The sequence below is a fragment of the Streptomyces sp. NPDC088915 genome (assembly GCF_044749825.1).
Classification (GTDB): Bacteria; Actinomycetota; Actinomycetes; order Streptomycetales; family Streptomycetaceae; genus Streptomyces.
This window is the reverse complement of the sequence record NZ_JBIVIR010000010.1, coordinates 70,582-92,871: the sequence shown is the minus strand read 5'-3', so window position 1 is coordinate 92,871 and position 22,290 is coordinate 70,582. Positions and strand designations below refer to the sequence as shown.

Here is a 22,290-nt window from a genome sequence, read left to right as displayed (position 1 = left end):
GCATCAGTCGGCGGCGGTCAGCGGTCCGGCTGTCGGTAGCAGCAGTCAGCGACGCCATGCAGGGGGCAACCGCCATGACGACAGGTCGGCTCGGCCAGGACACCGCGCCACCGAACGCGGCCTACGCCGGGCAGGTCGTGCACTTCCCGGATCCGGTCCGTGCTTCCCGGCATCCCAGGGGGGTGCGGGTGGACGGGCGCGGTTATCCGGATTTCTCGCCGTACGCGCGCGCGGCGGCGGAGATCGCGGATCCGCCGGAGGGCTTCGGCGTCGACGAGCTGCGGCTCACGGACTACGTGTCGGCGAACGCGGCGATGGCCGCGACCGGTCACGAGCTGTGGGACACGATTCCGGCGGTGGCGACGCCGCACGGCTGGACCTGGCACCACGTGGCGCACAGTCGCCGGATGGAGCTGGTGCCGGTCGAGGTGAAGGCGTTGCTGCGGCACCACGGCGGGGTGGCGACGGCGGCCGTGGACCAGGCGAAGCGGGGGACGCGTCCGTTGCAGGAGACGCGGCCGGCGCACTTCGGGTTGCCGAAGGGCCGGGTGTCGGTGTCGGAGCAGCAGCTCCAGGGCGTCGAGGAGGACCTGGGGTACCGGCTTCCGGGGGCGTACCGCTCGTTCCTGAGGGCGGCGGGCGGGTGTGCTCCGGTGGGGGCGGCGCTGGACGCGGAGCTGGGGCTCCTGGTGGACCAGCCGTTCTTCACGGTGCGGGAGGAGGCCGGGATCAACGACCTCGTGTACGTGAACAAGTGCCTGCGGGACCACCTGACGAAGGACTATCTGGGCGTCGCGTTCGTGCAGGGCGGTCTGGTCGCGCTGAAGGTGCGGGGGAGTGCGGTCGGTTCGGTGTGGTTCTGCGCGTACGACGACGCGCGGGACGCCGGTGAGGTGGCGGCGGGCTGGTCGGTGAACGAGCGGGTGGAGCGGTTGCTGCTGCCGTGCGGTGCGGACTTCGACGCGTTCCTCCAGCGTCTGGCGGGCAATCCGCCGGAGCTGGAGACGGTGGCGAACCTGATGGTGGACGGCGGCTTCGCGCGCGCCGTGCCCGTGGTCCCGGTGGGGGAGTGAGCTGGCTGTGGTGACGTTCGCGCAGGCGCAGGAGCGCGCCGAGGAGTGGATCAACGGCGATCTGCCGGGCTATCAGCACCGCGAGGTGCGGGTGCGGGAGTTCGGGCTGGGGTTCGTGGTGTGGGCGGAGGACCGCGAGGGCGGTCCGACGTCGGACGGGGGGCGCCAGCGGCTCGTGATCGCGCGGGACAGCGGTGAGGCGACGCTGTGGCCGGGGCTGCCGGTGGGCGAGGTGATCCGGCGGTACGAGGAGGAGTACGGGTCCGCGGAGGAGGTGCCGGCGCAGGCGGCGGTGCCGGCGGCGCGGATCGATCTGAACCAGACGTCGTTCCTGCTGACTCCGCCGGAGTGGTTGCAGGACGCGGCGGACAAGATCGGGCTGCCGCGGGAGGAGGCGCACGCGTCGCAGGAGAGCGCGAGCGCGTCGGGTCCGGTGGACGACGTGTCGGACGTGGTGGAGGGGGCGGGCGGGACGGGGTCGGTGCCGTCGGTGTCGGAGGCGTCGTCGGAGTCTTCCGTGTCCTCGGCCTCCGGGCCGGTTTCGGGTTCGGCCTCGACAGCGTCCTCGTCCTCGTCTTCGTCCTCGTCTTCGGAGGACTCCTCGGCCGTGTCTTCGTCCTCGCCGGTGTCGGAGGCGTCCGGGGCGTCGGGCTCGTCCCCCGCCCCGGCGGCTCCGGTCCAGGGGACCCCCGCGTCCGGCACCGCCCCGGGCGACGCCTACGAGCCGACCGCGATGGACGGCGTCCCGGCGACTCCGCCCACCCCGTCCACCCCGGCGGCCCCGCCCGCCCCCACCCCCACGGGCAGTCCCTGGGTGGACGCGAACGCGAGTTCCGGTGGTGCGGGCGGGGCGGTGCCGCTGCCCGCCACCGTCTTCGCGCCGCCGCTGTCGGGGACGGACGACGAGGACGCCCCGCCGCCGGTGGTGGGCGCCGACGCGCCGACGGCCCTGATGAAGGGCGGCAGCGCGCTGCCGCCGACCGCCGTCGCACCTCGGCTCGACCCGGTCGCGCCGGCCCCGCCGGGCGTCGCTCCGGCGGGCCCTGCCGGGCCTCCGCCGCCGCCCGTGCCCTCGGGTGCCGCGGACCTCGCGGACGCGGCGACGAGCAAGGCCACGCCGCCGCCGAAGAGCGGGCGCGGTCCGGCCGGTCCGCCGCCCCCGCCGAGCGCCCCGGGGGTGCCGGGGGCGTCGTCGGGCGGCAACGCGTACATCCCGACGCAGTTGGTGTCGCAGCTCGGGCCCGACGGCCCTCAGCCGCCCCGGCCGCCGGCGCAGCCGGGTCCGCCCGGTCCTCCCGGGCCGCCGCCCGCCCCGCCGGGTCCGGTGACGCCGCCGCAGCCCGTGCACCACGCGGCGACGATGCTGGCGCAGCCCGGTCCGGCCGGTCCGGGCGTGCCCCCGCCGCCCCCGCCGCCGCCGGGCGTGCCCGGTACGCCTCCGGGCGGTGTGGCGCACGCGGCGACGATGCTGGCGCACCCGGGCCCCGGCGGTCCGCCGCCCCCGCCCGCTCCGGCGCCGCCGGTGCACGGCGGGCACACGCCGCCGCCCGCGGCCGGTCCCGTACCGCCCGCGTACGGGTATCCGCAGCAGCCGCCGGGGCAGCCGACGGTGGGTCCCGGCTACCAGGCGGTGCTGCGCTACCGGGCGCCGGACGGTTCCGAGGCGCAGATCATCCGGCGTTCGGCGCCCGGCACCCCGCATCCGGAGTGGCAGATCCTGCACGAGCTGCGCGCGATGAACGTGCCGCCGCAGCAGGTGCTCGAACTGCACACGGAGCTGGCGTCGTGTGAGCTGCCGGGCGGCTACTGCGCGCGGATGATCCGGGAGACGTGGCCGCAGGCGCGGATCACCAGCATCGCCCCGTACGGTCGTGATCACGCGGGCCGGCAGCAGGGCATGCGGCAACTGCTCACCCATCAGGGGGAGTTGCACCAGGTCGCGGACGGTCCGGCGCGGCCCGCGCCGGTGCGGGCGCCGCTGCCGCCGGTGCAGCCGGCGCCGCCGGTCCCGCCGGAGGCGATCGCGCAGGAGCTGGCCGGGGCGTTCGGTCCGGGCATCCTCCGCTTCGACCAGCGGGCGGTGTCGCGGCAGGGCGTGCCGGAGCTGGTGGCGCGCACGCTGGTGTGGGCGGGCCTGCCGGCGGACTTCGGTCCGTTCTTCTGGGCGCAGCCGGCGGTGCCGGTGGTGCCGACGCTGGCCGAGCTGGCGGCGCAGCGGCAGGTTCAGGCCGCGCCGGACGCGAGTTCGTACCTGGTGCTCGGCTCGGACTTCGGGCGGGCGATCTGCGTCCAGTACGGGACCGCGCACATCGTGGCGGTGCCGGTGGAGGCCGGTCCGGGCGGGCAGTCGGTGCCGCCGCAGTTCGTGAACGCCGGGCTTCCGGAGTTCACGCGGTCGATGGCGCTGCTCGGCCGGATGTGGCGGCTGCGGTTCGGGCTCAACCCGGAGCAGGCGGGCCGCTGGACGGTGGACTTCCAGGCGCAGCTGGCGATGCTGGACCCGGCGGCCCTCGCGTCGCCGGAGAACTGGTGGTCGGTGCTCCTGGAGCAGATGTGGGACGGCCTGCTCTGAGCCTCCCCGGCCTCCGTTCGGACAGGATGTGACGAAAGGCGCTCGGCGTGTGTACACGTTGGGCGTCTTTTGTCCGTTCTGATGGCGCATCCTGGAAGTTCTGGCCAGAGGGAAGGGACGTCAGGGATGGGTTTCGCTGTCGGGCGGGGACGGAGCTACCGCCCCGAGCAGGTCGACCGCTTCCTCGCCGCGCTCTCCGCCGAGCGCGACGGCGCCCGGGAGCGGGCGGTGCTGCTGACCGCCCTGGTGGCGGAGCGGGAGAAGGAGCTCACGGGGCTCCGCGCGCTCGTCGAGGAGCTGCCGCCGCAGCGGTACGAGTCGCTGGGCGAGCGGGCGCGGAAGATCCTGGAGTTCGCCGAGGCGGAGGACGAGGCGCTGGTGCGCGCCGCCGAGGCCGACGCGCAGGCCCTCGCCGAGGCGACCGACGCGGCGGCCCGGGAGGCGGCGGAGTCGGCGCGGGCGTACGCGGAGGGCGTCCGCGAGTCGGCGGAGGCGAAGGCCCGCGCGACCCTGGAGACGGCGCGGGGGCGGGCCGAGGAGCTGGCGACGGAGGCGGGCCGCGAGGCGGAGGAGCTGCGGACGGCGGCCCGGGAGGCCTTCGAGGAGGCCGAGCGGCGCGCGGCGGAGCTCCTGGCGGAGCAGGAGGCCGGGCGGAAGGCGGTGCGGGAGGAGGCCGAGCGCGAGGAGGAGGCGCGGGCGGCCGAGCTCGACGCGCGCCACGAGGAGCTGTTCGGCCGCGCGGAGGCCCGTCTCGCGGAGGCCGGACGGCTCCTGTCGGAGACCGAGGAGCAGGCCCGGCACGGCCAGGAGGACGCGGAGGCGAAGGCGTCGGAACTGCTCGCGCAGGCCCGCCTGAAGGCCGAACGGACCGAGCGCGCGACGGAACGGGTCCTGCGGGAGCACGAGGAGGCGCGGGACGAGATCCACTCCCACATGGAGCACATCCGCGACTCCCTGGCGGCGCTGACGGGGCGGGGCCCGGCGGAGGAGGCGGAGCGGTCGCCCGCCCGGGGGGCGGGGACGGGGACGGACCTGGGCTCGGCTTCGGGCGCGGACCCGGGCTCGGCTTCGGCACCTGCCCCGGCCCCGTCCCCGGACTCCGGCCAGGACGAGGACCCGGGCCCGGAGACGGCTCCGGGCAACCGGTGACGTACCCGGGCGACCGGTGACGTACCCGGGCGCCGGGCCTGTGACGTGACGGCGCGGGGAGGCCCGGCGACCGGCCCCTCGGAGCCGGAGCCGGAGCCGGAGCCGACAACGGCAACGGCAACGACAACGGCAACACGCCCAGGAAGCCCGGTAATTGGATCGCGTTTCCCCGGTCCGCCCGTCTAGCGTCCCACTCGTGATCATGAAGCTGACGGCCGTCACCCTCGACTGTGCCGACCCCCTCGCCCTGGCCGACTTCTACCACCGGGCCACCGGCCTCCCGCTCCACGAGCGCTCGACCGACGCGTTCGCGGGCCTCTCCCGGGGGCCCGCCGGGTCCGGCCTCTTCCTCGGCTTCCAGCGGGTCGAGGGCTACCGGCCCCCGTCCTGGCCCGGCCAGGAGGTCCCGCAGCAGCTGCACCTGGACTTCGACGTCGACGACTTCGACGAGGCGGAGGCCCGGCTCGTCGCCCTGGGCGCGACCGTCCCCGCCGTCCAGCCCCGCCCCGACCGCTGGCGGGTCCTCCTGGACCCGGCCGGGCACCCCTTCTGCCTGACGGTCCCGGGGGCGTGAGGGCCCTGCCCGGCGGCCCGGTCGTGGCCGCATGAGGGGGATCGTGGAATCTCTTGCCGCGGCGGGCCTGCGGATCGTGGACGGGTGGACCGAGCCCGACGGGCTCGTTCCGCCCGTCGTCACCGGGCAGGCCGCGAGCTGCCCGGCCTCCGACGGACGCGTCGAAGCCATGCTGGACGTTCTCGCACCACGGCTGCGGGAGAGGGCGAACGCCGACTGGTACCGGCTGGCGGTCGAAGGAGGGCTCTTCTCCGAGACCGACCGCAGGTTCCTGCTCGCGTGGGCGCCGGAGGAGAGCGAGTGGGCGCGGTGGATCTGCGTCGAGCTGCAGAGCGAATGGGACATCATGGGCGCGGGGGCCGCCGGGCCCCTCGGCAGCGCCGCTTGTCGCCCCGAGTTCCGCATGCTCTCGCTCGACGGGAACGTGCTGCTCTTCGCGACGACGTGGGAGCACGACATCAGCACCTCGGTGCTGAAACCGCATCGTTCGCGGGTGCTCCGGGAGTGGGCCGAGGTGGTGGCGGACGGATCCATGGACTACCCGGACGAGCCCCCGCTGAGCCCGGCGGCACGCCGCTGGCTCGACACCCACTAGGGGGTGTCCGGCCGTCACCCTTCTCCGGGGTCCTTCAGCACCGGGAAGCGGCGGGGCGCCAGGACGAGCAGGACCAGGAGGGCGAGGGCCGCCGCTCCCGCCGCGCCCAGGTAGACGTAGTCCACCGCCGCGTCGACCGCGCGGCGCAGGAGGTCCGTCGTCGCGGGTGGCAGGGAGCCGGGGGAGTCCAGGGCGCGGGCCAGGGCGTCCAGGTCGCCGTCGCCGCCGAGGCGGGCGGCCAGGACGCCGTTGGCGACGGCGCCGAAGACGGCCGCGCCGACGCTCTGGCCGACCTGGCGGCAGAAGAGGACGGACGCGGTGGTCGTGCCCCGCTCCCCGTAGGGGACGGTCGACTGGACGCCGACGATCAGCGGGAGTTGGAAGAGGCCCAGGGCCGCGCCGAGCAGCAGCATCAGCAGGGCCGGCTGCCAGGGCTCTCCCGGGAACGGCAGCAGCGGGAAGGCGAGCAGGACGAGGAGCGCGCCGGAGATGCCGAGGACGGCGGTGAGCCGGAAGCCGATGCGCGTGTAGACCCGGTTCGAGAGCGCCGCGCTGACGGGCCAGCTCAGGGTCATCACCGACAGGACGAATCCGGCCGCGATCGGGCCGAGGCCCAGGACGGACTGGGCGTACGTGGGGAGGAAGACGGTCGGGGCGACCATGAGCAGGCCGAGGGCCCCGAGCGCGAGGTTGACGGCGGCGATCGTGCGGCGGCGCCAGACCCAGCCGGGGATGATCGGCTCGGCGGCGCGCCGCTCGACCAGGACGGTCGCGGCGCCGAGGGCGGCGGCCCCGCCGAGGAGGCCGAGGGAGGGCGCGGAGAGCCAGGGCCAGGCGACGCCGCCCTGGACGAGGGCGGTGAGGAGCAGGACGCCGGTGGCGAAGACGCAGAGCGCGCCCGCCCAGTCGATCCGTACGCGCGCGCGTGGCGCGGTCCGTTCCGGTTCGACCAGGTGGCGGCAGATCAGCCACAGGGCGACCAGGCCGACCGGCAGGTTGATCAGGAAGATCCAGCGCCAGTCGGCGTAGCCCGCGAGGAGGCCGCCGGCGGCCGGGCCCGCGACGGCGGAGGCGGCCCAGACGGAGGAGAGCTTCGCCTGGATCTTCGGGCGTTCCTTCAGCGGGTACAGGTCGGCGGCGATCGTCTGGATCGTGCCCTGGAGCGCGCCGCCGCCGAGGCCCTGGACGACCCGGAAGGCGATGAGGGACGCCATGTTCCAGGCGGCGGCGCACAGCAGGGAGCCGATCAGGAAGAGGACGACCCCGGCGACGAGGACCGGCTTGCGGCCGAAGGTGTCGCTGAGCTTGCCGTACACGGGGAGGGTGACGGTGACGGCGAGCAGGTAGCCGGAGAACAGCCAGGAGAAGACGGCGAGTCCGCCGAGGTCGCCGACGATCTGCGGGACGGCCGTGGACACGATGGTGCCGTCGATCGCGGCGAGCCCCATCCCGAGCATGAGCGCGGCGACGACGGGTCCCCGGCGCGCCGGTGCGGATGCGGGGGCCGGGCCGGTCCCGGCCCGTGTCGTCGACGGCTCGGCCACCGTACGCCCTTCCTTTCTTCGTACACCTAAATTCCGGGTGACAGCGTGCCACCCCGACCCCGGGCGGAGAAGCCCCTAAGGGTTTCTCCCCCATACGGCCCAGGGGCCGTTCGTACCGGCGGAGGAGGAGAACTCCCGGTCCCGCTCCTTAACTTGAACTTACGAACCCGCCACTGCCTTCGAGGAGAGAAACGTGACTACGGCTGTGACCATCCCCACGCACGGGGGTACGGGAGGGGCTACGGCCGTCGCCGCGCGGGCGCGGCAGGTCGTGAAGGCGTACGGCTCCGGGGAGACCCGGGTCGTCGCCCTCGACTCCGTCGACGTGGACATCGCCCGCGGACGGTTCACCGCGATCATGGGGCCCTCGGGCTCCGGCAAGTCCACCCTGATGCACTGCCTCGCCGGGCTGGACACGGTGACCAGCGGGCAGATCTTCCTGGACGAGACCGAGATCACCGGGCTCAAGGACAAGAAGCTGACGCAGCTGCGCCGGGACCGGATCGGCTTCATCTTCCAGGCGTTCAACCTGCTGCCGACCCTGAGCGCGATCGAGAACATCACGCTCCCGATGGACATCGCGGGCCGCCGGCCGGACGCCGACTGGCTGCGCCGGGTCGTCGACACCGTCGGTCTGTCGGAGCGGCTCAGGCACCGGCCGAACGAGCTGTCCGGCGGTCAGCAGCAGCGCGTGGCCGTGGCCCGCGCGCTCGCCGCCCGCCCCGAGATCATCTTCGGGGACGAGCCGACCGGAAACCTCGACTCGCGGGCCGGCGCCGAGGTCCTCGGCTTCCTGCGCACCTCGGTCGACGAGCTGGGGCAGACGATCGTCATGGTCACCCACGACCCGGTCGCCGCCTCGTACGCCGACCGCGTCCTCTACCTGGCCGACGGGAAGATCGTCGACGAGATGGAGCGGCCCACCGCCGAGGCCGTCCTCGACAGGATGAAGGACTTCGACGCGCGCGGGCGGACCTCATGAGCGTGCTCAAGTCCTCCCTGCGCAACTTCCTCGCGCACAAGGGCCGCATGGCGCTCTCCGCCGTCGCCGTCCTGCTCTCCGTCGCGTTCGTCTCCGGGACCCTGGTCTTCACGGACACGATGAACACGACGTTCGACAAGCTCTTCGCCACCACCGCCTCCGACGTCACCGTCAGCCCGAAGGGCGCGGCGTCCGACGACGAGACCCCGCAGACCGGCCGCCCCGAGACCTTCCCCGCCGCGCTCCTGGAGAAGGTCGCGAAGGCGGAGGGCGCCCGGAACGTGCGGGGCGCGGTCACCTCCCTGAGCGTCACCGTCGTCGACGCGAGGAACGAGAACGTCGGCCCGACCGGCGGCGCCCCGACGATCGCCGTCAACTGGACGCCGAACGAGCTGCGTTCGGTGGAGATCGCCTCCGGCCACGAGCCGCGCGGCCCCACCGACGTCGTCGTGGACGGCGCCACCGCCGAGAAGCACGGCCTGAAGCTCGGCGACGAGCTGCGGACCATCTCCGTCACCGGCGACTTCACCGCGAGGATCTCCGGCATCGCCGACTTCAAGGTCACCAACCCCGGCGCCACCCTCGTCTACTTCGACACCGCCACCGCCCAGCGCGAACTGCTCGGCAAGGAAGGCCTGTTCACCCAGATCACGGCCGACGCCGCGCCCGGCGTGAGCGACGAGGCCCTCAAGGCGAACATCGCCGCCGCCCTCGGCGACGGCTACAAGCTCCAGACGGCCGCCGAGGCCGCCGACGCGGGCCGCGAGGAGCTCGCCAGCTTCCTCGACGTCATGAAGTACGCCATGCTCGGCTTCGCCGGGATCGCCTTCCTCGTCGGCATCTTCCTCATCGTCAACACCTTCTCCATGCTGGTCGCCCAGCGCACCCGCGAGATCGGCCTCATGCGGGCCATCGGATCGAGCCGCAGGCAGGTCAACCGCTCCGTCCTGATCGAGGCGCTGCTCCTCGGCCTGGTCGGCTCGGCCGCCGGCGTCGCGGCGGGCGTCGGCCTCGCCGTCGGCCTGATGAAGCTGATGTCCGCCGTGGGCATGGAGCTCTCCACCGGCGACCTCACCGTGAAGTGGACGACCCCGGTCGTCGGCGTCGTCCTCGGCGTCGTCGTCACCGTCCTCGCCGCCTACGTCCCGGCCCGCCGCGCCGGGAAGATCTCCCCGATGGCCGCCCTGCGCGACGCCGGCACCCCCGCCGACGGCAGGGCGGGCCGGGTCCGGGGCGGGATCGGCCTCGCCCTCACCGCCGCCGGGGCGGCCGCCCTCGTGGCCGCCGCCCGCGCCGAGGAGGCCGCCCCCGGCTCCGCCTGGCTCGGCCTCGGCGTCGTCCTCTCCCTGCTCGGCTTCGTCGTCGTCGGCCCGCTGCTCGCCGGCGGGGTCGTCCGCGTCCTCGGCGTCGTCGTCCTGCGGGTCTTCGGGCCCGTCGGCCGGATGGCCGAGCGCAACGCCCTGCGCAACCCGCGCCGCACCGGCGCCACCGGCGCCGCCCTCATGATCGGCCTGGCGCTCGTCGCCTGCCTGTCGGTGGTCGGCTCCTCCATGGTGGCCTCCGCCACCGAGGAGCTGGACCGCTCCGTCGGCGCCGACTTCATCGTGCAGTCCGGCACCGGCCAGCCGATCGTGCCGCAGGCGCAGGCCGCCCTGGAGAAGGCCCCCGGCATCGACCACGTCACCGAGTACAAGTGGCTCGACGTCACCGTCACCGACCCGCGCGGGAAGAAGGCCGAGCAGGGCCTGGCCGCCGCCGACCCGACGTACGCGCGGGACCTGCGCCGGGAGACCACCGCCGGGCGGCTCGCGGACGCCTACGGGCCGGACGCCATGTCCGTCGGCAGCGACTACGCCACCGCGCACGGCGTGAAGGCCGGCGACGTCCTGACCGTCGCCTTCAAGGGCGGGAAGCCGGCGAGGCTCAAGGTCGCGGCGATCACCTCCGACCAGGGGAACGTCGACAAGGGGGTGATGTACACCAACGTCACCACCGCCGCCCGGTACCTGCCCGCCGACCGGATGCCGCACAGCCTGCTCCTCCTCGCCAGCGCGAAGGACGGCCAGGAGACGCAGGCCTATCAGGCCCTCAAGGACGCGCTCGCGCCCTACCCCCAGTACAAGGTCAGCAACCAGGCGGACTACAAGGAGGAGCTCCGGGACCAGGTCGGGCAGCTGCTCAACATCGTGTACGGGCTCCTCGCCCTCGCGATCGTCGTCGCGGTCCTCGGCGTCGTGAACACCCTGGCCCTGTCGGTCGTCGAGCGGACCCGGGAGATCGGCCTCATGCGGGCCGTCGGCCTCTCCCGCCGCCAGCTGCGCCGCATGATCCGCCTGGAGTCCGTGGTCATCGCCCTCTTCGGCGCGCTCCTCGGCCTCGGCCTGGGCATGGGCTGGGGCACCGCCGCCCAGAAGCTCCTGGCCCTGGAGGGCCTCGGCGTCCTGGACGTCCCCTGGCCGACGATCCTCACCGTCTTCGTCGCCTCCGCCTTCGTGGGCCTCTTCGCGGCGCTGGTCCCGGCCTTCCGGGCGGGGCGGATGAACGTCCTGAACGCGATCGCGAGCGAGTAGCGGTCGTACGGAGGGACACGGGCGGCCCCGGTACGCGCGCGTACCGGGGCCGTACGGCTGCTCAGACCGTGAGCACGGGCACGTCGTAGCGGGGGATGTGCTTGTCCCGGGTGACGAGGGTGAGCCCCTCGGTCTGCGCCTGGGCGATCAGTATCCGGTCGAAGGGGTCGCGGTGGTGGGGCGGGAGCCGTCCCGCGCGGATGCCGTGCTCGGCGGTGACCGAAAGCGGTCTGAGCTGGCAGTCGCGTGCCAGTTCCGGCAGCTCGGCCGGTCCGTCGAGCTTGCCGAGGGCCTGCTTGACGGAGAGCTCCCACGGGGTGACGGCGCTGACGTACGCGTGCTCCTCCGTGTCGAGCAGGTCCTTGACGTCGTCGGAGAGCTGCGGGGAGTCCAGCAGCCACCAGAGGATGACGTGCGTGTCGACGAGCAGCTTCACTCCGCGGTGCCTTCCGCGTCGAGCCCGAAGGCCTCGGCGAAGCCGGGGTCGTCGGAGAGGTCGTCGAAGTCGTCGTGGAGGACGACGGGCGCGGTGAGGGAGCCCCGGGCGGTGCGCCGGACCTTCCCCCGGAGCGGGATCACCTTCGCGACCGGTTCCCCGGACTTGCTGATGATCACCTCCGCGCCGGTCGCGACCGCCTCCAGGATCTTGGAGAAGTGGGTCTTCGCCTCGTGGACGTTGTACTGCCGGGCTGCTTCCATCGCGGCCTCTCACAGCTAGGTGGGGCAAAGGTGGACTAAGTGCTGGACTAATCTTAGTCGTACAAGCCGCCCGCGAACCAGCCGCTTCACCCTCCCGAGTGGCGGGGTTCCTTCGGGCGGGTGACAGTGGCACGTCGTAGGCTGGGGAGACCCGGGCCGGACGCGTCCGGGACCACCCGGCCCGTGCGACGTGTCGGGCCGTTCGCGTTGTCCGCACCTCCAGTTCCGGGATGGAAAAGCCCCATGAGCCTGCACGGTCTGCTCGACGCCGTCGTCAAGGACGCCGCCCTCGCCGAGGCGGTGAAGGCCGCCGCCGACGGCAACCGGCCCCACGTGGACCTGGTCGGCCCCGCCGCCGCGCGCCCGTTCGCCGTGGCCGCGCTCGCCCGGGACTCGGGGCGCCCGGTCCTCGCGGTGACCGCGACCGGCCGGGAGGCCGAGGACCTCGCCGCCGCGCTGCGCTCGCTCCTCGACCCCGACACGGTCGCCGAGTACCCCTCCTGGGAGACCCTGCCGCACGAGCGCCTCTCGCCCCGCTCCGACACCGTCGGCCGTCGCCTCGCCGTGCTGCGCCGCCTCGCGCACCCGAGGGACGACGACCCGGCGGCCGGGCCCGTCAGCGTGGTCGTCGCACCCGTGCGCTCGGTGCTCCAGCCGCAGGTCAAGGGCCTGGGCGACCTGGAGCCGGTGGCGCTGCGATCGGGGCAGACGGCCGATCTGAACGAGGTCGTGGAGGGCCTGGCGGCCGCCGCGTACTCGCGGGTGGAGCTGGTCGAGAAGCGCGGCGAGTTCGCCGTGCGCGGCGGCATCCTGGACGTCTTCCCGCCCACCGAGGAGCACCCGCTCCGGATCGAGTTCTGGGGCGACGACGTCGAGGAGATCCGTTACTTCAAGGTGGCCGACCAGCGGTCCCTGGAGGTCGCCGGGCACGGCCTGTGGGCGCCGCCCTGCCGCGAGCTGCTCCTGACCGACTCCGTACGGCAGCGGGCGGCGGCCCTCGCCGAGGAGCACCCGGAGCTGGGCGAGCTGCTCAACAAGATCGCGGAGGGGATCGCGGTCGAGGGCATGGAGTCCCTCGCGCCGGTCCTCGTCGACGACATGGAGCTGCTGCTCGACGTGCTGCCCGAGGGGTCCATGGCCGTCGTCTGCGACCCCGAGCGGGTGCGGACCCGGGCGGCGGACCTCGTCGCCACCAGCCAGGAGTTCCTCCAGGCGTCCTGGGCGGCCACCGCCGGCGGCGGCGAGGCCCCGATCGACGTCGGCGCGGCCTCCCTGTGGGGGATCGCGGACGTCCGGGACCGGGCCCGCGAGCTGGGCATGCCCTGGTGGTCGGTGTCGCCGTTCGCGGCCGACGAGGCCGACACCGGCGGCGACGTCCTCGCCCTCGGCATGCACGCCCCCGAGTCGTACCGGGGCGACACCGCCCGCGCGCTCGCCGACACCAAGGGCTGGCTCGCCGACGGCTGGCGCACGGTCTACGTGACCGAGGCCCACGGCCCCGCCTCCCGCACGGTCGAGGTACTCGGCGGCGAGGGCATCGCCGCCCGCCTCGACTCCGACCTGACCGAGATCGCCCCCTCGGTCGTCCACGTGGCCTGCGGCTCCATCGACCACGGCTTCGTCGACCCCGGCCTGAAGCTGGCCGTCCTCACCGAGACCGACCTGTCCGGGCAGAAGGCGGCCGGCAAGGACGGGCAGCGGATGCCCGCCAAGCGGCGCAAGACGATCGACCCGCTGACCCTGGAGGTCGGCGACTACATCGTGCACGAGCAGCACGGCGTCGGCCGGTACGTCGAGATGGTCCAGCGGACCGTGCAGGGCGCCACCCGCGAGTACCTGCTCGTGGAGTACGCGCCCGCGAAGCGCGGCCAGCCCGGCGACCGGCTCTACATCCCGACCGACCAGCTCGAACAGGTCACCAAGTACGTGGGCGGCGAGGCGCCGACCCTGCACCGGCTCGGCGGCGCGGACTGGACGAAGACCAAGGCGCGCGCCAAGAAGGCCGTCAAGGAGATCGCCGCCGACCTGATCAAGCTGTACTCGGCGCGGATGGCGGCCCCCGGCCACGCCTTCGCCCCCGACACCCCCTGGCAGCGCGAGCTGGAGGACGCCTTCCCGTACGTGGAGACGCCCGACCAGCTCTCCACCATCGCCGAGGTCAAGGAGGACATGGAGAAGACCGTCCCCATGGACCGCCTGATCTGCGGCGACGTCGGCTACGGCAAGACGGAGATCGCGGTCCGGGCGGCCTTCAAGGCCGTCCAGGACGGCAAGCAGGTCGCGGTCCTCGTGCCGACGACGCTGCTCGTGCAGCAGCACTTCGGGACCTTCTCCGAGCGGTACTCGCAGTTCCCGGTGAAGGTGCGGGCCCTGTCCCGCTTCCAGTCGGAGAGCGAGTCGAAGGCGACCCTGGAGGGGCTGCGGGACGGCTCGGTCGACATCGTGATCGGCACCCACCGCCTCTTCTCCTCCGAGACGAAGTTCAAGGACCTCGGCCTGGTGATCGTGGACGAGGAGCAGCGCTTCGGCGTCGAGCACAAGGAGCAGCTAAAGAAGCTCCGGGCCAACGTCGACGTGCTCACCATGTCCGCCACCCCCATCCCCCGCACCCTGGAGATGGCGGTCACCGGCATCCGCGAGATGTCGACGATCACCACCCCGCCGGAGGAGCGCCACCCGGTCCTCACCTTCGTCGGCCCGTACGAGGAGAAGCAGATCGGCGCCGCGATCCGGCGCGAACTCCTGCGCGAGGGCCAGGCCTTCTACATCCACAACCGGGTCGACTCCATCGACCGGGCGGCGGCCCGGCTGCGCGAGATCGTGCCCGAGGCGCGGATCGCGACGGCCCACGGCCAGATGTCGGAACAGGCCCTGGAGCAGGTCGTGGTCGACTTCTGGGAGAAGAAGTTCGACGTGCTCGTCTCCACGACGATCGTGGAGTCCGGCATCGACATCTCCAACGCCAACACCCTCATCGTCGAGCGCGGCGACAACTTCGGGTTGTCGCAGCTCCACCAGCTGCGCGGCCGGGTCGGCCGTGGCCGCGAGCGGGGCTACGCGTACTTCCTGTACCCGCCGGAGAAGCCGCTGACGGAGACCGCGCACGAGCGGCTCGCGACGATCGCCCAGCACACCGAGATGGGCGCGGGCATGTACGTGGCCATGAAGGACCTGGAGATCCGGGGCGCGGGCAACCTGCTCGGCGGCGAGCAGTCCGGCCACATCGCGGGCGTGGGCTTCGACCTGTACGTGCGGATGGTCGGCGAGGCCGTGGCCGACTACCGGGCGTCGCTCGACGGCGGGGCGGAGGAGGAGCCGCCCCTGGAGGTCAAGATCGAGCTGCCGGTCGACGCGCACGTGCCGCACGACTACGCGCCGGGCGAGCGGCTGCGCCTCCAGGCCTACCGGGCCATCGCCTCGGCGAACTCGGAGGAGGACGTCAGGGCCGTACGGGAGGAGCTGACCGACCGCTACGGCAAGCTGCCCGAGCCGGTGGAGAACCTGCTCCTGGTGGCGGGCCTGCGGATGCTGGCCCGCGCCTGCGGGGTCGGCGAGATCGTCCTCCAGGGCCCGAACATCCGCTTCGCGCCGGTGGAGCTGCGCGAGTCCCAGGAGCTGCGCCTCAAGCGCCTGTACCCGCGCACGGTCATCAAGCCGGCCGTCCACCAGATCCTGGTCCCGCGCCCGACGACGGGCAAGATCGGCGGCAAGCCGGTGGTGGGCCGCGAACTGCTCGTGTGGACGGGGGAGTTCCTGACGACGATCCTCGGGTCGTGAGGCGTGGGGGCCGGTCCTCCGGGACCGGCCCCCTACCCCCGCTGCGTGAAGAGCAGGCCGGTGAGGGAGCGGAAGTACTCCTCCGGGTCCCGGCCGCCCAGCGCGTCCGTCACGTTGCGGGTGAGCAGCAGCGCCGCGAAGCCGTGGGCGAGCGACCAGGCCGCGATGCCGGCCTCGCGCGCGTCGGGGACGGCGTCCAGACCCGCGACGCCCGCGCGGAGTTCGGCAGAGGCGCGCTCCTTGGCGGCGCGCAGGTCCGGGTCGTCGGCGCGCAGCAGCTCCGGCTGGAACATGACCTGGAAGTGGGCGGGGTGCTCGACCGCGAACCGCACGTACCGCACGCCCCGTTCGCGCAGTTCGGGGACGCCGGCCAGGGCCCCGGCGAGGAGCTCGTACCCCTCGGCGGCGACGGCGGTCAGGAGGCCGGTGCGGTCCTTGAAGTGGTGGGCGGGCGCGGCGTGCGAGACGCCCGCGCGGCGGGCGAGGTCCCGCAGGCTCAGCGCCCCCGGACCCTCGGCGGCGATGACGTCGAGGGCGGCGGTGAGGACGGCCCGGCGCAGGTCGCCGTGGTGGTAGGTGCCGTGGCCCGTGGTCGCCCTCTTGTCCGTGTGCTTCGTCGTCATGGCAGCAGCCTAGCCCTCGTCTAGTCATTGACAAGTTCGGAGGGCGGGCGCAATCTTGTCAGTGACAAGACGTGGAGCGGCCGTGAGGGAGAAGACCGTGGAAGCCGGACGCGTACGCCGGATGTGGCACCTGCTCGAACCCCTGCACGCCCTGCTCTACTACGCCCCCGAGGCCTTCGACGAGGCCGCCGCCCTCGGCTACGACACCGACGTGCGCTGGCCCTCCTACTTCGCCTGGCGGGCCGCGCCCCTCGGCGCCGCCGGTCCGGTCCGGGTGGCCTCCGCCTTCTACAGCTTCAGCCCGGACACGGTCGCCCGGTACGTGCCCGTGGCCCGGACGACCGCCGATCCCGCCGATGCCCCCGCCGCTCCGGCGACCGCCGACCCCGCCGACGTGCTCGCCGCCCGGCTCCGGGCCGTCGACCGCACCTGCCGGGCCGTCCTCGGCGAGGACGCGGTCGCGGGGCCCGGCCTGGCGGAGGCCGCCGCGCTCGCCCGCCGGGCGGCGGAGGCGGCCGGGACCGCCGGCCGCCCGCTCGCCGCCGCCAACGCCGAACTCCCCTGGCCCGGGGCCCCGCACCTCGTCCTCTGGCAGGCCGCGACGATCCTGCGCGAGCACCGGGGCGACGGGCACGTCGCCGCCCTCCTGGCCGCCGGGCTCGACCCGGTCGAGGCGCTCGTCTCCTTCGCGGCGGTCGGCGCCGCGCCCGAACCCGTCTTCGCGAGCCGGGGCTGGTCCGCCGCCGCGTGGTCCGCCGCCCGGGAACGGCTCGCCGCCCGGGGGCTCGTGGACGCGGACGGCACGGCCACCGAGGCCGGGCGGGACCTGCGGGCCGGGGTCGAGCGGCGTACGGACGAACTGGCCGCCGCCCCCTGGGCCGCCCTCGGCACCGAGGCCGCCGACCGCCTCGCCGACCTGCTCGGCGGACCCTGGCTCGCCGCGATCGGCTCCGGCCTGCTGCCCGCCGAGAACACCCTCGGCATCGGCAAGGTGTGACACGGAAGTACGAAGCCCGCGCTGCCGTTCGCCCTAGGATGGGCAGGGTGTCGACGTACCGAAGGACCCTCGCCGCCCCGGCCCTTGTGGCCGCCGCCCTCGTCGTCGCCGCCTGCACCCCCCCGATCGACGGCGGTACGGGCGGGAGGAAGGCCGAGCCCGGGACGGCGCTCGCCGCCGTGGACACCCTCGCCGTCAAGGGCCGCGCCCCGAAGAAGGGTTACGACCGGGACGCGTTCGGGCGCGGCTGGGTGGACGTGGACCGCAACGGCTGCGGCACCCGCGAGGACATCCTCAAGCGGGACCTGACCGGCGTCCGGTACACGGACGGCCACTGCAAGGTCGCCTCCGGCACCCTCACCGACGACCCGTACACCGGCACCACCGTCCCGTACGTCCGGGGTCGCAGCAAGGTCGACATCGACCACGTCGTGGCGCTCTCCGACGCCTGGCAGAAGGGGGCGCAGCAGTGGAACGCCGAGACCCGGCGCCGCTTCGCCAACGACCCCCTCAACCTCCTCGCCGTCGACGCCGCCACCAACCGCCGCAAGTCCGACGGCGACGCCGCGACCTGGCTGCCGCCGAACGGCGCGTACCGCTGCACGTACGTGGCCCGGCAGGTCGCGGTGAAGAAGAAGTACGGGGTGTGGGTGACGGAGGGCGAGCGGGACGCGATGAAGCGGGTCCTGAACGACTGCCCCCGGCAGAAGCTCCCGTAGGACCTGCGGCGGGGGCCGGTCCGAGGGGCGACCCCGGTACCGCGTCCGGCGCACCCGCACCACCACGCGCCCGCACCGCCTATCACCCGCGCATCGCGCAGTCGTGCGCGCACGCGCGTGAGGGGGACCGCTCCCCTGCAGCGGTCCCCCTCACGTCTCCCCCCCCTCATCGGGGCCGCCCCCCCGGGCCCGGCCCCGATCGGCCCCTGGATCCGCCCCCCCGGGCTCAGTCCAGGTCCGCGATGTCCTTCGCCGCCGGGGCCTTCGCCGCGACCGGCTTCCCGTACCGGGTGAAGGCGATCGTCCCCGGCTCGTCGCCGCCCTTCGTGACGATCTTCAGGACGTACGGCGTGCCCTCGGTGGCCACGTACACGGTCCTCGTCACGCCGCCGTCGTCCGGCTCCGTCAGCGTGAGCGCCTTCCGGCCGTCGACGGTGGTCTCCCCGCCCCGGACGACGCCGCTCGCGCCCTGCTCGAAGCCGCCGAGGAGCTCCTTCGCGTCGCACATCGCCACGACGTCCTTCGCGTCGGGGTCGGAGGCCGGGAACTCGACCCAACGGCCCTTGAGCGCCTTGAACGTGGCCTCCCGCACCTCCGGGGACTCGCCCTCGACCTGCTCGTCCAGGGAGGCCTCGTCGAAGCGCAGGTACACCTTCTTCCGGTCGGCCCTGATCAGTTCGGTCGTGGCGGCCGTGCCCGTGGTCAGCGTGCCCACGCACTTCCCGGCGGTGTCGAAGGAGACGTAGGCCCTCGTCCGCTCGCCCTCGGACGTCGTGTCGACGTCCACGGTCAGGGACTTCGCCGCCGCCGTCGCCGCGAACGCCTCGTCGACGATCCGCGCCCCGGACAGCCCCGGGAAGGGCCCTGCCGGCTTCGCGTCCTCCGAGAACGGGCCGCAGGCGGCGGCGCCGGCCGCGACGGCGGCGCACAGGAGGGCGGCGACGGCGGTACGACGGGGGCGGGAGGAGGTGGGGGCGGGGGCGCGCATGGGGATTCGTCTCCGGGAGAAGGGTGTGAAGGGTACGAAGGGTGTGAAGGGTTACGGGGGCGGGGCCCCGAAGGGCCCCGGTTCTTCCGAGGGGCGGTGGCAGCCGTGGGGGACGGTGCGGCCGGGGTGACCGGGTCGGCCGGGGTGACCGGGTCCGGCCGGGTCAGCCGAGCTTCAGCTCCCACTGCGAGGCGTTGTAGTCGAAGCCCGGGTTCACCTCGACCGTCAGGTCCTTGGCGTCCTTGGGGACGTCGAAGGCGACGGTGACGGTGGCCTTCTTGCCGGGCAGGACGGTGCCCTGGAAGCCCGCGCCGACCTTCTCGTCGAAGACCTGCTCGGCCGCGACGCCGTTCGTCCCGGCACGGCCGGCCAGCGTGACGAGGGTGGCGTCGAACTTCTTCTTGCCGCCGTTCTCGATGACGACGGTGACCTGGTACGCCTTGTTGCCCTCGGTGTGGCCGGCCGCGAACTCGCTGGGCTTGTACGCCTTCGGGTCCGAGACCGTGACCTTGAGGTCGTCGTCGTAGACCGAGGTGTCGCCGTCCGCCAGGTTCTTGGCCGCCGGGTCCTTGGGCGCGGTGTCCTTGATGGCCTTGTCGATCTCGTCGACCGCGTCGCTGACGGCCGTGAACGTGATGACCGCGCCGACGACCGAGAGGATCAGGGCCGCGAGGCCGAGGAGCGCGCCGGTGAGCGCCACCCCCTTGTTGTTCGCCTCGCCGCGCTTCACACGGCCCTTGCCGACGAGCCCGAGGATCAGGGCGATCAGGCCCAGGATGCCCGCCAGCCAGAAGAGGAGCGGCACGATGCCGGAGAGCGTGCCGATGATGCCGAGGATCAGGGCCGCGGTGCCGAGGCCGTTGCGCATGGCCCGGTGCGGAGCGGCGGGCGGGACCTGGGTGTCGTACGACATGGGTGTGTCCTCCCGGACATCGAAGCTGTCTGGTGCGATGGATCAATCACAGCAGAGCTTGTGAACCGAGTCAACACCGCTCACGGGGAAGGAGTCGACTCACGCTGTGAAGGGTGGGAGTCGTTCCCCGTCGGTAGGATGGGTGTCACACGAGAGTCGTCAGCGGGTCAGCCAGGGGAGACGGGTCAGATGCCGGAGAACGCAGCGGACGCGGGGGCGGCGGAGAAGGACGCGGACGCCCCCACCAGCGGAACCGCCCCCGCCACAGGAACCGCTCCCACCAGCGGAACCGCCCCCACCAGCGGAACCGCCCCCACCAGCGGAACCGCCCCCGCCACAGGAGCCGCCCCCGCCGAGGTGACCGCCGCCGGGATCGCCCGGCTCGCCGGGGTCGGCCGGGCCGCCGTCAGCAACTGGCGCCGCCGGCACGCCGACTTCCCCAAGCCCGTCGGCGGCACGGAGACCAGCCCGTCCTTCGCCCTCGCCGAGGTCGAGGAGTGGCTCCGCGCCCAGGGCAAGCTGGCCGAGGTCCCGCTCCGGGAGCGCGTCTGGCAGCAGGTCGCGGGCCACCCGGCCGGCGCGGTCACCGCCCTCGTCCACGCGGGCTGCGCCCTCCTCCTCGTACGGGACCGGTCGGCGGCCTGGCCCGCCCTCGCCGCGCTCCCCGACGAGCGGCTCACGAAGGTGCTGCCGGTCGCCCTGGAGGAGACGCTGACCGAGCGCCTCGGCCCCGGACGGGCCGTCCTCACCCCCACCTCGGGCGCGCTCGCCGTCTCCCTGCCCCTGCTGCGCGGGGCCGCCGAACTCGCGGCCGACACCGGCGCGCGCCAGGCCTTCGAGTTCCTGCTCGGCCGCCACCTCGACGCCAACCCGCGCCAGTACACGCTCACCCCGCCCGGCCCCGCCGCCCTCATGGCGGCGCTCGCGGCCCCCGCGCCCGCCGGCGAGGGCGCCGCCCCGCTCACCGTCCTCGACCCGGCCTGCGGCACCGGCGGACTGCTCGGCGCGGTCGAGCGCCCCGGCGCCGTCTGCGGCCAGGACGCCGACCCCGACCTCGCCGCGCTCACCGCCCTGCGCCTGGCCCTCGCGGCCGACGCCGACATCCGGGTCAGGTCCGGCGACAGCCTGCGCGCCGACGCCTTCCCGGCGCTCGCCGCCGACGCCGTCCTCTGCCACCCGCCGTTCAACGAGCGCAACTGGGGCCACGACGAACTGGCCTACGACCCGCGCTGGGAGTACGGCTTCCCGGCCCGCACGGAGTCCGAACTGGCCTGGGTGCAGCACGCCCTGGCCCGCCTCCGCCCCGGCGGCACCGCCGTCCTCCTCATGCCGCCCGCCGCCGCCTCCCGCCGCTCGGGCCGCCGCATCCGCGCCGACCTGCTCCGCCGGGGCGCCCTGCGCGCGGTCGTCGCCCTCCCGGCCGGCGCCGCGCCCCCGTACGGCGTCCCGCTCCACCTCTGGGTGCTGCGCAAGCCCGTCCCGGGCGGCCGCCCCGCCGCCGAACTCCTCCTCGTGGACACCGCGTCCGAGCACACCGGACCGGCCAGGGAGGGCCGCGACCGGCTCGACTGGCCGGCCGTCCACGCCGCCGTCCTGGACGCCTGGGCGCCGTTCGACCGGGACGGGACCCTCGCCGGGACCCCGGGCGCGAGCCGCTCCGTCCCCGTGATCGAGCTCCTCGACGACGACGTCGACCTCGCGCCCGCCCGCCACCTGCCGCCCCCGGCCGCCGCCGGGGGCGCGGCCCAGCTCGCCGGGGTGCGCGAGCGCCTGACGGAGACCCTCCGCCGCACCCGCGAGCTGACCCCGCCCCCCGTCGCCGACCCGCCCGCCGCCGGGACCGGCCGGCCCACCACGACCGTCGGCGAACTGGCCCGCGCCGGGGCCCTGGCGCTGCGCTCGGGCGGCGCGGGCACGGCCCCCGCCGCCGCCCCGGTCGCCGTCCTCACCGACCACGACGTCCTGGCCGCCCAGCCGCCCTCGGGCACGCTGCCCGACGGCCCGCCCGAGGAACCGGTCCTGCTGGCCGTCGGGGACGTCGTCGTCCCGGTCCTTGGCGGCGGGGCGGCCGTCCGGGTCGTCGACGCCACCGCCGAGGGCGCCGCCCTCGGGCGCAACCTCCAGCTCCTGCGCCCCGACCCGGCGGCCCTCGACCCCTGGTTCCTGGCCGGTTTCCTCCGCGCCACCGCCAACACCCGGCAGGCCAGCAGCTACGCCTCCACCGCGACCCGCCTCGACGTCCGCCGCCTCCAGCTGCCGCGCCTGCCCCTGGCCGAACAGCGCCGCCTCGGCGAGCGGTTCCGGGCACTCGCCGCCTTCGAGGAGTCCCTGCGCCAGGCCTCCCGCCTCGGCGACCAGCTGGTGCAGGGCCTGTACGACGGCCTGGCGGACGGCTCCGTCGCCCCCTGAGGCCCTCCCGCCCCTCCTCTTTCCTCATCTCTTCGACAACGGTTCCGGGTATCCCGGAACCGTTGTCCGCAGGGGTGTATACGCTCGTGTCCGCACCCCACCCGTC

General features: G+C 74.4%; 17 protein-coding genes. 11 read left to right on the top strand and 6 right to left on the bottom strand.

The genetic code is table 11. From position 1 onward, the window contains the following. The first annotated feature begins 74 nt into the window (after positions 1-74). From ACIP5O_RS19495 to ACIP5O_RS19475, 5 genes are all read left to right on the top strand, one after another. Positions 75-1,073: an SMI1/KNR4 family protein gene (locus ACIP5O_RS19495; RefSeq protein ID WP_401294859.1), complete on the top strand. Its 999-nt coding sequence runs from the start codon at positions 75-77 to the stop codon at positions 1,071-1,073. A gap of 7 nt (positions 1,074-1,080) precedes the next feature. Beyond that, on the top strand, positions 1,081-3,645 hold the full coding sequence (locus ACIP5O_RS19490; protein ID WP_401294857.1) for an SUKH-4 family immunity protein: 2,565 nt from the start codon (positions 1,081-1,083) through the stop codon (positions 3,643-3,645). 126 nt (positions 3,646-3,771) lie between these two features. Then, complete coding sequence (locus ACIP5O_RS19485; RefSeq protein WP_401294855.1) at positions 3,772-4,794, top strand: cellulose-binding protein; 1,023 nt, start codon at positions 3,772-3,774, stop codon at positions 4,792-4,794. Between the two features lie 202 nt (positions 4,795-4,996). Next, positions 4,997-5,368 carry a VOC family protein gene (locus tag ACIP5O_RS19480; RefSeq protein ID WP_401295237.1) on the top strand — a complete coding sequence of 124 codons (372 nt, stop codon included), beginning with the start codon at positions 4,997-4,999 and terminating at the stop codon, positions 5,366-5,368. A 43-nt stretch (positions 5,369-5,411) separates the two neighbouring features. Beyond that, positions 5,412-5,963 carry a hypothetical protein gene (locus ACIP5O_RS19475; protein WP_401294853.1) on the top strand — a complete coding sequence of 184 codons (552 nt, stop codon included), beginning with the start codon at positions 5,412-5,414 and terminating at the stop codon, positions 5,961-5,963. Between the two features lie 14 nt (positions 5,964-5,977). Here the strand turns inward: ACIP5O_RS19475 and ACIP5O_RS19470 are convergent, their stop codons facing one another. Further along, entirely contained in the window at positions 5,978-7,507 is a 1,530-nt protein-coding gene (locus ACIP5O_RS19470; protein ID WP_401294851.1) for an MFS transporter, read from the bottom strand. A gap of 193 nt (positions 7,508-7,700) precedes the next feature. Here ACIP5O_RS19470 and ACIP5O_RS19465 point away from each other — a divergent pair, with 193 nt between their 5' ends. Both ACIP5O_RS19465 and ACIP5O_RS19460 read left to right on the top strand, forming a co-directional pair. After that, on the top strand, positions 7,701-8,489 hold the full coding sequence (locus ACIP5O_RS19465; protein ID WP_401294849.1) for an ABC transporter ATP-binding protein: 789 nt from the start codon (positions 7,701-7,703) through the stop codon (positions 8,487-8,489). Further along, the gene (locus tag ACIP5O_RS19460) at positions 8,486-11,059 is read left to right on the top strand and encodes an ABC transporter permease (protein ID WP_401294847.1); all 2,574 of its coding nucleotides are present in this window, start codon (positions 8,486-8,488) and stop codon (positions 11,057-11,059) included. Before ACIP5O_RS19465 ends, ACIP5O_RS19460 begins: the two co-directional genes overlap by 4 nt. A 61-nt stretch (positions 11,060-11,120) precedes the next feature. Here the strand turns inward: ACIP5O_RS19460 and ACIP5O_RS19455 are convergent, their stop codons facing one another. Both ACIP5O_RS19455 and ACIP5O_RS19450 read right to left on the bottom strand, forming a co-directional pair. Continuing rightward, positions 11,121-11,495: a type II toxin-antitoxin system VapC family toxin gene (locus ACIP5O_RS19455; protein ID WP_401294845.1), complete on the bottom strand. Its 375-nt coding sequence runs from the start codon at positions 11,493-11,495 to the stop codon at positions 11,121-11,123. Further along, positions 11,492-11,758: a type II toxin-antitoxin system Phd/YefM family antitoxin gene (locus ACIP5O_RS19450; protein ID WP_401294844.1), complete on the bottom strand. Its 267-nt coding sequence runs from the start codon at positions 11,756-11,758 to the stop codon at positions 11,492-11,494. The genes ACIP5O_RS19455 and ACIP5O_RS19450 overlap by 4 nt, the downstream gene beginning before the upstream one ends. A gap of 243 nt (positions 11,759-12,001) precedes the next feature. Here ACIP5O_RS19450 and mfd point away from each other — a divergent pair, with 243 nt between their 5' ends. Continuing rightward, positions 12,002-15,535, top strand: coding sequence for a transcription-repair coupling factor (mfd, locus tag ACIP5O_RS19445; protein ID WP_401294842.1), 3,534 nt, complete (start codon positions 12,002-12,004; stop codon positions 15,533-15,535). A gap of 32 nt (positions 15,536-15,567) precedes the next feature. Here the strand turns inward: mfd and ACIP5O_RS19440 are convergent, their stop codons facing one another. Next, entirely contained in the window at positions 15,568-16,158 is a 591-nt protein-coding gene (locus tag ACIP5O_RS19440; protein WP_401294840.1) for a TetR/AcrR family transcriptional regulator, read from the bottom strand. A gap of 121 nt (positions 16,159-16,279) precedes the next feature. Here ACIP5O_RS19440 and ACIP5O_RS19435 point away from each other — a divergent pair, with 121 nt between their 5' ends. Then, positions 16,280-17,155, top strand: coding sequence for a hypothetical protein (locus ACIP5O_RS19435; protein ID WP_401295235.1), 876 nt, complete (start codon positions 16,280-16,282; stop codon positions 17,153-17,155). 38 nt (positions 17,156-17,193) lie between these two features. After that, positions 17,194-17,874 carry an HNH endonuclease family protein gene (locus tag ACIP5O_RS19430; RefSeq protein ID WP_401294838.1) on the top strand — a complete coding sequence of 227 codons (681 nt, stop codon included), beginning with the start codon at positions 17,194-17,196 and terminating at the stop codon, positions 17,872-17,874. A 226-nt stretch (positions 17,875-18,100) separates the two neighbouring features. Here ACIP5O_RS19430 and ACIP5O_RS19425 read toward each other — a convergent pair whose 3' ends face one another. Both ACIP5O_RS19425 and ACIP5O_RS19420 read right to left on the bottom strand, forming a co-directional pair. Continuing rightward, entirely contained in the window at positions 18,101-18,862 is a 762-nt protein-coding gene (locus ACIP5O_RS19425) for a hypothetical protein (RefSeq protein WP_401294836.1), read from the bottom strand. A 163-nt stretch (positions 18,863-19,025) separates the two neighbouring features. Beyond that, complete coding sequence (locus tag ACIP5O_RS19420) at positions 19,026-19,775, bottom strand: DUF4352 domain-containing protein (RefSeq protein ID WP_356543987.1); 750 nt, start codon at positions 19,773-19,775, stop codon at positions 19,026-19,028. A 357-nt stretch (positions 19,776-20,132) separates the two neighbouring features. Between ACIP5O_RS19420 and ACIP5O_RS19415 the strand changes: the two genes are divergently transcribed. Beyond that, on the top strand, positions 20,133-22,184 hold the full coding sequence (locus ACIP5O_RS19415) for an N-6 DNA methylase (RefSeq protein ID WP_401295233.1): 2,052 nt from the start codon (positions 20,133-20,135) through the stop codon (positions 22,182-22,184). Positions 22,185-22,290 lie beyond the last annotated feature (106 nt).